The sequence below is a fragment of the Martinezella calliandrae genome (genome assembly GCF_030272695.1).
Lineage (GTDB): Bacteria > Pseudomonadota > Alphaproteobacteria > Rhizobiales > Rhizobiaceae > Rhizobium > Rhizobium calliandrae.
On sequence record NZ_JARFYN010000100.1, the window covers coordinates 1 to 11,034 of the forward strand.

Sequence of the window (11,034 nt, forward strand, 5' to 3'; positions counted from 1 at the left end):
GGCTCATCCGCGGCTTCCGCGTCAACGACGGCCGTCCGATGGCACAAAGCCGCCGCGCCGCCTAAAGCCGCAGCCAAACAGCCACACCGAACCGCCGGGCGCAAACCCGGCGGTTTTGCTTTATTGGAGTGGTCAAGTTCGCCTGTGTCGCCGCCGACACCTCTCATGACAGGCAGCCAGTAGGGCGACTACCTAGCGTGACGCAATTGCAGCCTCGACACGCCCGCAGCAACGTTAACTCCCGTACCCACTTCTCCGCTCAACGGCTGCAGACCGAAATTCTTCGCATTGCCACCGATGAGCGCGTTTGCCCCGAGACCGACACCCACCGCAGCGCCCGCAGAAGCGCCGACATAATCGCCCGCCAAGGCGCCCTCTCCGGCGCGAGTCGGCTGAATACTGTAGACGACCCAGCTTAGATAGGATTTGCCTGTCACGCCGATGTCGAGACCAAACTTGCCGATAGAGCCAACATAGCGTTCACTCGGACCTGAACTCCGCTTGAAAATGCAATCGACGGACTTATTGGAGCCGATCACCATTCCGACGCCTCCCGCAACCTGGCAGGACAGGGTGCCAAGGCGTTCCTTCGGACCCGTCGTCTGTTCCTTTGCGGGGTGTTTTTGTGTGTGATGCGTCGTAGCCGCATTGGCCGCGGGAATGCCGAATGCAAGCGAGGCGGCCGCTGCGACGATAAGAGCAAGCTTTTTCATAAGGTTTCCTCCTGAACCATTCGCACACCAAATATTCGCACACCATTCAACGCACCGCGAAGGCGTTCGTTGCAACCCAGGACAAATTCTTTGCAAACTGGAGGCGAGCGTCGGTAACAGAATGTTCTTCCGGTAAGACGGCACGCAACACCCTACCCCCGGCAGAGCTTTCGCGTTTCCCGGTTTATCGACGATTGCAATTCAAGCATTTTCGGCGGTCAATCGATCAATATCAGAGCTACGGCAAGACAGAAGAAGCTGGCGAAATTACCAGAACTTGACGCCAACACCGACCATGACGGCGTTTTGCTTCAAGCTGACGTCGACGCCGTTAAGGTGTTTGTCGCCGAAGTCGGTAAAACGATACTCGAGCCTGCCGAAGATCTTGTCGGTGAAGGCGTAATCAAGGCCGGCTCCAATCGTCCAGCCGTTGAACGTGCTTGTGTCTTTGCTGCCGGTATCAACGAAGCCACGCGTCGCTTCCCAACCGCCGGCCGCATAGAGGAGAGCGCGATCGAAGGCATAGCCGAGACGGGCGCGTATCGAGCCGTCGATGTCTGTACCGACGTCAATGCCAGGCGCGATCGTCTTCTTGTTCCAGTTGTAGTTCAAATCGCCTTCAAGTCCGAGGACGACATTGTTCTGGAACTGCCAATTGTAGCCAATGAAACCGCCAATGCCCCCGCCATTGATATCGTCAGATCTGCTGCCAACGCCGGGAATATCAAAGTCACCGTTGACGAAGGTCGCACCGCCGCGAATACCGGCATATGCGCCGGCCCAAGTAAAGCCAGGGGGCGTTTCTACAGTAGGAGCTTGCGGAGGAGCCTGCGTTATATCGGCTGCATATGCAGCGCTGCAGGCAATGGCGCTGGCGAACGCCGTCGCAATGAGCAACTTGTACATCGGACCTGTCCTCCATTTGCTCAAGAATGGAAAAATAGGCCTATCCTGACCGCAAGGCTGTAGCAAAAATGACACAGGCCTCCGTATTATTTCTCTTTTCTAATATATCACTTGCTAGCGACACCAATATATGACTGCGCCGTTTGGTCATAACTCAAGCTAAGCCCGCCTTATCCCCAGGATGGACGTGGGCGCCCCTGATGAGAGCCGCAATTGCGCGATGAGTTGGAGCCGCAATCGGCTGGTTCAGATTTTGTGATGCCGGCGGTTGTCAAACTCGACGGCGTGGGCGAAAACTGGCCGCATGGCAATCGCAAACAATAAGTTTCTTCTTCAAGGTCCAGAAGACGCCGAGATCACCATTCTCCTCGCACATGGCGCAGGCGGAGCGATGGACTCCGCTTCTATGAACGCCGCCGCCCAAACCCTTGCCGGCTGCGGCTTTCGTGTTGCTCGTTTTGAATTCGCCTACATGGCCGCGCGGCGTAACTCCGGCTTACGCAAACCGCCTCCCCGGGCCGAGACATTGAAGGGCGAATATCTGGCGGCGATCACTGACCTCGGCGCCACCGGCACGCTTATCATAGGCGGCAAGTCAATGGGTGGGCGCGTGGCAAGCATGATCGCCGATGATCTCTATGCCACCGGCAAGATCGCCGGATTGCTCTGCTTGGGCTATCCTTTTCATCCACCGGGAAAACCCGAAGACCTGCGCACCGCTCACCTCGCCGAATTGAAGGCTCCAACCTTGATCTGTCAGGGCACCCGTGATCAATTCGGCGCTCGCGAGGAAGTGGCTCACTATGTGCTGTCGGACGCGATTAAAATAGTCTGGCTCGAAGATGGCGACCATGATCTGAAACCGCGCAAGGCGATTTCAGGTTTCACGGTCGCCGATCACCTGAGGACGGTGGCCGAGGCCGTGGCGGCGTGGAGTGCCCACCTTCGAGATCTAAGAGCGCCTGTCTGAGGGCGAAATGGGCTCGCCGTCGCATTGCCCCTTTGACCCAACATCAATACAGAAAGCGAGCGTCGCCAAATTAGCCAGCCTAAAAAGGCTGCTGAATGATTCTCCGGTCCACCAATCTGAGGCTGCGGTCCGGCTGGATGATATAGGTTTCGTAAACGTCATCTCCCCACTGGTCGGTGAAATGATGTGGGACCTGGCTTCCAATGGGTGATTTGGTGAGCTTCATCCTCGGCTGGCCCCCATAAGTGATGCTTCCCGGAATTGGTTGCAACGAAAAGTTGCCGGCACGAGAGGTGCTCGTCTGGTCACATGAGCAAGTGACCAGACCAACGATTGCAAGAAGGATGATGCGCCGCATGAGCTCGCTCCGTGTAACTATTCTGCTCTGCATTGCATTTTAACAGGGATTTGAGCTCGCGGGATGTGGTCCTAATGGAAACACGGGTTCTACCGAGGGCTATAGGTTAGGATGACGCGCCACAAATGAATTTCCAACGCGATCGTCCGATTTCTCGCACTTGAACGATCGACGACGTCAGCCATATTCCGGATTTGAGGGACTTCAAGGACATCCAAAATGCTAAAGCTGCAGGAATTGGCCGGCTGGATCATCGGCAAGGGCCTCTCCACGAACAATATCGGCGATATTCTGGAAGGCGTCGCAGAGGGACTGATAACGCTTGGATATCCGCTTCTTCGAGCTTCGATTACCATGCCAGCAATCGATCCCCTGCAACGGGGCTTCTCCGTCGCGTGGCAGCGATCCTCAAGCATTTCGGTGGATATTCAGGGGCATGACGAAGCTGGTCAAGAGATGTTCCGTAGGTCGCCCATTTCCTATCTTGTGGCAAACGGTCTTCGATATGGTCGCTGGAAGCTACCGTCTGATGAGTACGCCACACTCTACCCGCTGCTGAAGGAATTATCTGATCTCGGAGCGACCGATTACCTGCTGAAGCTCACGGCCTACCCCGAAGGGACCGCCTTGGCGGGTGTCGGGTTCTCGCTCGCCGGTGAGGGTCCCGGGGGGTTTTCGGAAAGACAAATTGCCGATCTCGATATTTTCCTACCGAGCCTCGCACTTGCCTGCTATCGGATCGCGGCAACCCGCATCGCTACGGATATGCTCGCGGTCTATACCGGTACCCGCACCAGCGGGCGAATTCTGAGCGGACAGACACAACGCGGCGAAGGCGCCGCCATCTATGCCGCGATCCTTTTGGCCGACCTCAAGAATTTTACCCTGCTCAACGAAAACCACGCACCGAACCATATAGTTGCATGGCTGAACGAGCATTTCGAGACGATCGGACGGCCTGTCGAGCAGGAGGGCGGCGAAATCCTGAAATTCATGGGCGACAGCCTGCTGGCCATTTTTCCGGCCGACATGGAAAATCCCGCCGAGGCGTGTCGCCGGGCTCTGTCGGCAGCCAAGGAGGCACAGGAAGCCAATGCGACGCTCAATCGTCGGCGATTGGCGGCCGCGCAGCCAGAAATCCTCGTCGATATCGTCCTGCATGTCGGCGAGGTCTTCTATGGAAATGTCGGCGCCGTCCGCCGCCTCGATTTCACTGCGATTGGCAAAGCCGTCAATGAAGCAGCTCGCATCGAGAAGCTGTGCGACACTGTTGACCGTAGCCTGTTGGCGTCCAAGGCCTTTGCATCGCACTTTCAAGCCCTATTCGAAAAAGTGGGCACCTTCTCGCTTAAGGGCGTCACTCGGCCAGCCGAAATCTATGCCCTGGCCGAGTGATCGGCGCGAACTTTCTCCCATCAAACTTGCTGATGAGGCACATCATCTTTCTGAACTTGGAGGTCTGACGAGGCTTTGCTAAGAGCGGTGCATGACCAAAAACTTCCCTCCTGGCGCGATGTTCGCGTTGATCGCATGCGGAACCGTGCTTGGTATTGCGGGTACGGATCTCGTCCTTCCTGCCGTGCCGAGCCTGCCGCAGTCCTTGGGAGGAACGACCGCGCTGGCACAATTGGTGTTGGCGGCCTACGCTCTCGGCACTCTGATCGGCCTGATAGCATTCGGAGAGCTTGGCGCCCGATTTGATCCGAGAAAATTGTTGGTATGGTCGCTCGGCCTTTTCACGCTGACGTCTTTCCTCGCAGTGCTCGCGCCTTCGATCGAGTGGCTGATCGTTCTGCGCCTCGCACAAGGCGCGTTCGGTTCCGGTCCCGCAGTCTTTGCCCCTGGCTTCATCAGCAGTTCCCACTCGCATGACAAGGCGGCATCCGCACTTGGCAGGCTTGGTTCGATCGAATCCTTGACACCCGCTTTGGCCCCGATCGCCGGAGCTTATCTTCTGGCACTTGGTGGATGGCAAATCTCATTCGCGCTCCTTGGCTCTCTCGGCCTTGCGGCGGCGCTCGTCACAGGGCGCTATGTGGCGTCATTTCCCGGGCGAGATCGGGCTCCCGCCCCGCATCAAAGCTACCTGACAATCATCCGGGACCGCGCGTTTCTCAGATATGCGCTGAGCCAGGCGTTTTCGCTTGGAAGCATCCTTGTCTTCGTATTCGGCGCGCCGGCGGTGCTAACCGGGCCGCTCGGCAAGGGAATTCAGTATTTCGTTGTTCTTCAGGTCTTAGGTATCGCCATGTTCATCACCGGCGCAAACCTGTCCAGCAGCCTAGCAACAAGATTCGGAACAGGCCGCGTCATCGCTGCTGGGACTTTTATCCTGACGTTGGCTTTCGTTTTTATCCTCGTCTACGCAGCAGCCGGCGGCGTAAACATCACCGTGCTCGTTGCCCTATGGATCATCGTCAACCTTGGATTCGGCACCAGGGGGCCGGTCGGGTTTCACCAGGCGATCATAGCATCGCATGGCGACCATTCGCGGGGCGCGGCCCTCATTATCGCGAGCATTCTGGGCACGGCCGCGATTGGAACAGCGACTACCGCGCCATTTATCAGCATGGGCTTATGGCCTCTGGCATTCGCCAGCACGGCAATTGCGTTTCTTGGGCTCTTTTCGTTTGTCGCGTTGGGGCCCTCAACCAGCCGATGGCATCGGTAGCGCCCCCCAGTTAAGGGGGTCAGCCTCATGTGGCATTGTGTCCTCGCTCTCGCTCCTGTTCGCGCCACGATCTAGATTTTACGACGCTGTATGTTGAGCCTGAATTGTGCCAAGAGGTAAGCTTGCGCTTGTTCCACACTTGAGGCTACTTGACGATGAAGAAAATCGGCTTCCTATCGTTCGGGCACTGGACGCCCTCATCGCAATCACAGACGCGATCGGCATCCGACGCGCTTCTGCAGTCGATCGACCTCGCCGTCGCCGCCGAGGAACTAGGCGCAGACGGTGCTTATTTTCGCGTGCATCATTTCGCCCGCCAGCTTGCCTCGCCATTCCCGCTGCTGGCGGCAGTCGGCGCGAAGACCAGCCGTATCGAAATAGGAACGGCGGTCATCGATATGCGTTACGAAAATCCGCTCTACATGGCCGAGGATGCGGGTGCGGCCGACATCATTGCCGGCGGCCGCCTGCAACTCGGCATCAGCCGCGGCTCCCCCGAGCAGGTCATCGATGGATGGCGCCACTTCGGTTACGCGCCAGCCGAGGATGAGACCGACGCAGAGATGGGCCGGCGCCACGCCGAGGTTCTTCTCGACGTGTTGCGCGGGGAAGGCTTCGCGCAGCCCAATCCGCGGCCGATGTTTCCAAACCCTCCCGGCCTTCTACGCATCGAGCCGCACTCCGGGGACCTGCGCGACCGGATTTGGTGGGGCGCCGGCTCGAACGCTACCGCGGCCTGGGCGGCCAAGCTGGGCATGAACCTGCAGAGCTCGACGCTCAAGGATGACGAGAGTGGGCTTCCGTTCCACGTCCAGCAGGCCGAGCAGATCAGGGTGTTTCGTGAGGCGTGGAAGGCAGCCGGCCACAAGCGCGTGCCACGAATATCGGTCAGCCGCAGCATTTTCGCACTGGTGGATGACCGCGACCGCACCTATTTCGGATCCGGCAATCACAACGAAGACAAGATCGGCTTCATCGACGAGAAGACACGAGCGATCTTCGGTCGGAGCTACGCCGCAGAGCCGCATGCTCTCATCGAGCAGCTGGCGAAGGACGAGGCCATTGCAGAGGCCGATACGCTGCTTCTGACAGTCCCCAACCAGCTTGGCGTGGACTATAACGCACATGTCATCGAAGCGATCCTGACCCACGTCGCCCCTGCCCTCGGCTGGCGCTGACGCCGGCCAGAATAGGCGTCGATCCTAGGCAATCGGGCGGTAACCGGCTTGCCAATCGTGTCAGTGCGATCTGCGCCGGCCGTCAAATATTGGAACCATGTCTCTCCTCAATCGTTGCTTAAACATGCAAGCAAGGAGGATAGACAAATGCGAAATACAATCATCGGCTGCGCAATGGCAGCTCTCGCTATGGGTATTGCTGCCCCTGCTTTCGCGGACGACGTCATCTTTGGCGGCCCTTCCTATGACGACGGCTACTATCAGCGGCACCATCATGATCGCGCCGGCGTGATCATAAGCGATCACGGCGTTTCGATCGGTAGGGTCCGAGATCGCGATCACTACTATAACAACGATCGATGCTACACGAAAACCATCACCCGCATGAATGAATATGGCGACGAGGTAACAAGGACAATTCGACGTTGCGACTAGCAACAACTGAGTCCCGGCATTATATGCCGGGCCTCCCTGTTTTTGGATCGCAATAGTCCCCGCATGAACACGTCGACGTCAGGAGCTTAAATCCCTAAAGCTTATACCAGGGATTGATGGCGTCGATCTCGTTGAATGCCTTTCCCGCCTATTTTCAGTAAATAAGCCGCTAGACCCAGTTCCTTCTCGCGTCCTGCGTCGAGACGGCAGGAAATGATCGGTGACAGGGGCTTCGACCGGGCTCAGTTCAAGCGCGGCCCGAGCCATAGTTCGAGCGCGCCCTACCCCTGCCGGTTGCATCGGCTCGCGATGACGAATGCCTTGCGCCTTAGTCGAGAACTGGGCAACCAGGCCGATTGGCAAAGGCCATGCGATCGGGCCCGCCATCGTTCCAGCCACGCACGATGATGCGGCGTCCGTTCATCTGGACGGAATCGATGCGACGGAAACCTTCGTCGCGTGCAGCTGCCATGAGTTCGTGCCGGCTGCAGCCACCCCAGTCTCCGTGCGAGTGATCATAATATTGATCGTGACGCGGCCTGTAGTAGTCGTGATTGTCGTCGTAATACTGCGCCATGGCGACCGTGGGAAGCAATTGCGACACGGCCAATCCAGCCAACGCAATGTAAGAAATTCCTGCGACACGTCCAAACATCTTTTGCTCCTTCTGATGTCGGTTATGTGGATGAACGATACGACATCTACCTGAACGCTACCCGAACAAGCCGTTCATTCAGCCACTCTCATGTCGGAACGGCACGGCTCGCTTGTCCTGCGCTAAGCCGGGATAGAAAGACGTGACATGTTCCGGGCCCCTAACAGAGTAACATAGCGCAGACATCTGCGTACGGTAGTCATAGGAAGCGCTTCATCGCGATTATGAATGGTCGGCAATGGCGATGCATAGCCAGCGGGATATTATAAATTCAAGGACATGCATGCCATTCGCGCGCATCCGACTGCGCGAGCCGAAGAATTCCACACTCCCGCTTGACAATGCATACCCTATTGGCTATACGTTCATTCATAGCCAATAGGGTATGAATTTAAAATGCCGGGCGATCACGATGTACTCTTCAAAACGCTCGCCGATCCGACCAGGCGGGCTCTCTTCGAACGGCTGTGCCGCGAGGGAGAAAAGACCGTGGCGGCTTTAACGGCCAGGGCCGGCGTCTCGCAACCGGTCGTCTCAAAGCATCTCGGTGTCCTGAAGCGGGCCGGGCTGGTGCGCGACCGCCACGAAGGCCGTCAGACGCATTACAGCGCGCAGCTCGGCGCCTTGGCCCCGCTGATCGACTGGACAAGCCAGATGGCCGGGTTTTGGCAAAGCCGATTCGACCAACTCGAAGACCTACTGAAAAGGATGGATCAATGAGCATTACAGCGACCGAAACGCGCTCCGTCATTGTCGAGCGTGAAATACCTTATCCGCCGGAAAAGATCTGGCGCGCGCTCACGCAACCGCACCTCATCGAGGACTGGCTCATGAAGAACGACTTCAAGCCCGTCGCGGATCACCGTTTCAGCCTTCGCGCAGACTGGGGCTCCGTCGACTGCCAGGTCCTGGCAATCGAGGCGCTCAAATCACTGTCTTACACCTGGGCAGCCTACGGTCTCGAAAGTATCGTGACTTGGACCCTCACGCCCACCAGCAGGGGGACTCACCTGCGCATGGAGCAGGCGGGCTTCAGGCCGGATCAGGAGAAAGCCTACCAGGGCGCCAAATACGGGTGGCAGCAGTTCTTTACAAACCTGGAGCAGGTCTTGGCACGGGCAGATTGAAGTTGCCGGCACAATTCGAAATCAGGCCCGATTTACAGTCGCGTCACCGCCAAGGGGTTGCCAGACGCGCCTTGGCTCTCACCTTCAGGGGAGGTCCCATTGAATTGGAACAATTGCATCAGGCGGATCCACCGCTGGCTGTCCATTGCCTTTACAGTGGCAGTCATCGTCAACATCGTCGCCATGAAACAGGGGCAACCCGCCATCTGGGTCGGCCTCGTGGCGCTGCTCCCACTCGCCTTGCTCTTGTTCACCGGCCTCTACTTGTTCGTGCTACCGCATGCCAGCAAATGGCGCGGCCGGCAGCGCGCCGGCGCATTGGAGCGGACAGGATGACCAGCAAGACGCCAGAAATCTCGGCAAAAGTCGCAAAGAAGGCCGCCGACAAGCGGGTTGCCGGGGAGCCTGTGCTGCTTTTAGGCGGCAATCCTCAGATCGCCAAGGGCGAGGGCGACGCCCCCGTTCAGGCCTACATCGCGGCCTTGCCCGGCTGGAAATGCGACGTTGCGCGCCTTCTCGACGCACTGATCATGCGCACCGTTCCCAATGTGCATAAGGCGGTCAAATGGAACTCGCCGCTCTATGGCATCAAGGACGATGGCTGGTTCCTCGGCATCCATAGCTTCAAGAATTATGTCAAGGTGGCTTTCTTCCGCGGCACGTCGCTGCACCCTGTCCCTCCCGGTCAGTCCAAGAGCAAGGACATCCGCTATCTCGACATCCGTGAAGACGAAGAGCTTGACGAAGCTCAGCTCGCGGCCTGGATAAAACAAGCCAGCCAAATGCCGGGCGAACGAATGTGAGCGGCAAATACGAGATACGCTGACGCCAAGTGCCGCTGAAGGATACTGAAGTGACAGGGGAAACAACCATGAGGAAGGCGATAACAACGATGGACAACAGCATCTCGAAAGAAGCAGAAGGCTCTCCCGCTCATCTGATAGATGCGAGGATCAAGCAGTTGAACGATTGGCGCGGCGACACGCTCGCTCGGATCCGTGATCTCATCAAACAGGCCGACCCCGAAGTGGTCGAGGAATGGAAGTGGAGAGGAGTTCCGGTTTGGTCGCACGCCGGAATAATCTGCACCGGTGAAACCTACAAGGACGTCGTCAAGATGACCTTCGCTAAGGGCGCCTCTTTGGAGGACCCTTCCGGCCTCTTCAATTCCAGCCTCGAAGGCAATACCCGGCGTGCCATCGATGTTCGCGAGAGTGACAAGATCGATGAAGAGGCGTTGAAGGCGCTAATTCGCGCCGCCGTGGCGCTGAACATATCCGCGCGCCCCGCGCGCTCCCAGAAGAAACCGAAGAGTACTTGAGGAACGGCAGGCCACTGATGCCATTGACGGCTTGCCTGTCGTAGAGGCCGGGCCCCGGCTTCCTAATGCTCCGTCTTCGTCCGCGTCAGAACGAAAAAATAATATCGGCGATCGGCCTCGATAGCCATGGCGCCCAGCAGCCGGTCATCATCAATTCTGCGGAAATAGTCGATGATCGGCTGCTCGTCATACACCATTGCAGCACTCGTCTTGCCCCTGAAGGACATAGGTCGGAGGGAGGCGACCGGCCCCTTTGCCCGCCACACCTTCTGCAGATACGAAAACCAGCCGCGCGCTGTCCTGCTGCGCCCAAAGCGGTGAAAGCGGAGGGCGAGTTTCAGCGGGATCATTCCCGGGTCGACCGCCACGAGCCGGTGCGGTCCGAGGGAAAATAGCAGAGCATCAGCTCTATGATCAGAGCGGAAGCGCTTGCCGTACCATCCGAGATTTTCGAGGACGCCGTCCAGCGGGTGCCCGGACGCGATGCCCTGACCATGCCACAGACCGGTGAGTTCGGCGACCGAGACCACACCGAGGTCGTCGAAATAGTCAAAGGCTTCGGCCTGCGATCGGAAACGGCTCGGAATTATGTCGCTAATGCCCGCTCTCCAGAACCTAAACAAACCAGTGCATAGCTGATTAAAGCTACGCAGCCGCCTTGTTGTCTGGTTCCTGCTTCCCGCGCAAGTCCACGACTTGT

15 protein-coding genes are annotated in these 11,034 nt (G+C 58.0%); 10 read left to right on the forward strand and 5 right to left on the reverse strand.

Annotation, left to right across the window (positions count from 1 at the left end; all coding sequences use genetic code 11):
- Positions 1-188 precede the first annotated feature (188 nt).
- Together PY650_RS35060 and PY650_RS35065 are read right to left on the reverse strand one after the other, a co-directional pair.
- The gene (locus tag PY650_RS35060; RefSeq protein ID WP_285884634.1) at positions 189-713 is read right to left on the reverse strand and encodes a DUF992 domain-containing protein; all 525 of its coding nucleotides are present in this window, start codon (positions 711-713) and stop codon (positions 189-191) included.
- Between the two features lie 267 nt (positions 714-980).
- Entirely contained in the window at positions 981-1,619 is a 639-nt protein-coding gene (locus PY650_RS35065; RefSeq protein ID WP_285884635.1) for an outer membrane protein, read from the reverse strand.
- A 304-nt stretch (positions 1,620-1,923) separates the two neighbouring features.
- Here PY650_RS35065 and PY650_RS35070 point away from each other — a divergent pair, with 304 nt between their 5' ends.
- Positions 1,924-2,589, forward strand: coding sequence for an alpha/beta hydrolase family protein (locus PY650_RS35070; RefSeq protein ID WP_285884636.1), 666 nt, complete (start codon positions 1,924-1,926; stop codon positions 2,587-2,589).
- 79 nt (positions 2,590-2,668) lie between these two features.
- Here PY650_RS35070 and PY650_RS35075 read toward each other — a convergent pair whose 3' ends face one another.
- Complete coding sequence (locus PY650_RS35075; protein WP_285884637.1) at positions 2,669-2,947, reverse strand: hypothetical protein; 279 nt, start codon at positions 2,945-2,947, stop codon at positions 2,669-2,671.
- Between the two features lie 219 nt (positions 2,948-3,166).
- On the opposite strand from PY650_RS35075, the gene PY650_RS35080 reads away from it, so the two are divergent.
- The 4 genes from PY650_RS35080 (at position 3,167) to PY650_RS35095 (ending at position 7,231) form a co-directional block, all read left to right on the forward strand.
- A complete protein-coding gene (locus PY650_RS35080; RefSeq protein WP_285884638.1) occupies positions 3,167-4,342 on the forward strand; it encodes an adenylate/guanylate cyclase domain-containing protein in 1,176 nt (391 codons plus the stop codon).
- 91 nt (positions 4,343-4,433) lie between these two features.
- Positions 4,434-5,618 carry an MFS transporter gene (locus PY650_RS35085; RefSeq protein WP_285884639.1) on the forward strand — a complete coding sequence of 395 codons (1,185 nt, stop codon included), beginning with the start codon at positions 4,434-4,436 and terminating at the stop codon, positions 5,616-5,618.
- A 155-nt stretch (positions 5,619-5,773) separates the two neighbouring features.
- Entirely contained in the window at positions 5,774-6,796 is a 1,023-nt protein-coding gene (locus tag PY650_RS35090; protein WP_285884647.1) for an LLM class flavin-dependent oxidoreductase, read from the forward strand.
- A gap of 147 nt (positions 6,797-6,943) precedes the next feature.
- A complete protein-coding gene (locus PY650_RS35095; RefSeq protein WP_285884640.1) occupies positions 6,944-7,231 on the forward strand; it encodes a hypothetical protein in 288 nt (95 codons plus the stop codon).
- Between the two features lie 328 nt (positions 7,232-7,559).
- Here the strand turns inward: PY650_RS35095 and PY650_RS35100 are convergent, their stop codons facing one another.
- Positions 7,560-7,886, reverse strand: a complete 327-nt coding sequence (locus tag PY650_RS35100; RefSeq protein WP_285884641.1) for a hypothetical protein — start codon at positions 7,884-7,886, stop codon at positions 7,560-7,562.
- 396 nt (positions 7,887-8,282) lie between these two features.
- Here PY650_RS35100 and PY650_RS35105 point away from each other — a divergent pair, with 396 nt between their 5' ends.
- The 5 genes from PY650_RS35105 to PY650_RS35125 all read left to right on the forward strand — a co-directional run bounded on the left by PY650_RS35105 (position 8,283) and on the right by PY650_RS35125 (position 10,334).
- Positions 8,283-8,606, forward strand: a complete 324-nt coding sequence (locus PY650_RS35105) for an ArsR/SmtB family transcription factor (RefSeq protein WP_285884642.1) — start codon at positions 8,283-8,285, stop codon at positions 8,604-8,606.
- Positions 8,603-9,013 carry an SRPBCC family protein gene (locus PY650_RS35110; RefSeq protein WP_285884643.1) on the forward strand — a complete coding sequence of 137 codons (411 nt, stop codon included), beginning with the start codon at positions 8,603-8,605 and terminating at the stop codon, positions 9,011-9,013. Before PY650_RS35105 ends, PY650_RS35110 begins: the two co-directional genes overlap by 4 nt.
- A 99-nt stretch (positions 9,014-9,112) precedes the next feature.
- Entirely contained in the window at positions 9,113-9,349 is a 237-nt protein-coding gene (locus tag PY650_RS35115) for a hypothetical protein (protein WP_285884644.1), read from the forward strand.
- Positions 9,346-9,816: a DUF1801 domain-containing protein gene (locus PY650_RS35120; RefSeq protein ID WP_285884645.1), complete on the forward strand. Its 471-nt coding sequence runs from the start codon at positions 9,346-9,348 to the stop codon at positions 9,814-9,816. The genes PY650_RS35115 and PY650_RS35120 overlap by 4 nt, the downstream gene beginning before the upstream one ends.
- Positions 9,817-9,884: 68 nt before the next feature.
- Entirely contained in the window at positions 9,885-10,334 is a 450-nt protein-coding gene (locus PY650_RS35125) for a DUF1801 domain-containing protein (RefSeq protein WP_285884646.1), read from the forward strand.
- 62 nt (positions 10,335-10,396) lie between these two features.
- On the opposite strand, the gene PY650_RS35130 is transcribed toward PY650_RS35125, so the two are convergent.
- Positions 10,397-10,864: a DUF4334 domain-containing protein gene (locus PY650_RS35130; RefSeq protein ID WP_285884649.1), complete on the reverse strand. Its 468-nt coding sequence runs from the start codon at positions 10,862-10,864 to the stop codon at positions 10,397-10,399.
- Between the last annotated feature and the right edge of the window lie 170 nt (positions 10,865-11,034).

Bases quoted from the DNA above. Each gene is read 5' to 3' on its own strand.
- PY650_RS35105 (WP_285884642.1), top strand. From the start codon at position 8,283: ATGCCGGGCGATCACGATGTACTCTTCAAAACGCTCGCCGATCCGACC.
- PY650_RS35120 (WP_285884645.1), top strand. From the start codon at position 9,346: ATGACCAGCAAGACGCCAGAAATCTCGGCAAAAGTCGCAAAGAAGGCC.
- PY650_RS35100 (WP_285884641.1), bottom strand. From the start codon at position 7,886: ATGTTTGGACGTGTCGCAGGAATTTCTTACATTGCGTTGGCTGGATTG.
- PY650_RS35095 (WP_285884640.1), top strand. From the start codon at position 6,944: ATGCGAAATACAATCATCGGCTGCGCAATGGCAGCTCTCGCTATGGGT.
- PY650_RS35085 (WP_285884639.1), top strand. From the start codon at position 4,434: ATGACCAAAAACTTCCCTCCTGGCGCGATGTTCGCGTTGATCGCATGC.
- PY650_RS35075 (WP_285884637.1), bottom strand. From the start codon at position 2,947: ATGCGGCGCATCATCCTTCTTGCAATCGTTGGTCTGGTCACTTGCTCA.
- PY650_RS35080 (WP_285884638.1), top strand. From the start codon at position 3,167: ATGCTAAAGCTGCAGGAATTGGCCGGCTGGATCATCGGCAAGGGCCTC.
- PY650_RS35090 (WP_285884647.1), top strand. From the start codon at position 5,774: ATGAAGAAAATCGGCTTCCTATCGTTCGGGCACTGGACGCCCTCATCG.
- PY650_RS35065 (WP_285884635.1), bottom strand. From the start codon at position 1,619: ATGTACAAGTTGCTCATTGCGACGGCGTTCGCCAGCGCCATTGCCTGC.
- PY650_RS35060 (WP_285884634.1), bottom strand. From the start codon at position 713: ATGAAAAAGCTTGCTCTTATCGTCGCAGCGGCCGCCTCGCTTGCATTC.
- PY650_RS35070 (WP_285884636.1), top strand. From the start codon at position 1,924: ATGGCAATCGCAAACAATAAGTTTCTTCTTCAAGGTCCAGAAGACGCC.
- PY650_RS35125 (WP_285884646.1), top strand. From the start codon at position 9,885: ATGAGGAAGGCGATAACAACGATGGACAACAGCATCTCGAAAGAAGCA.
- PY650_RS35110 (WP_285884643.1), top strand. From the start codon at position 8,603: ATGAGCATTACAGCGACCGAAACGCGCTCCGTCATTGTCGAGCGTGAA.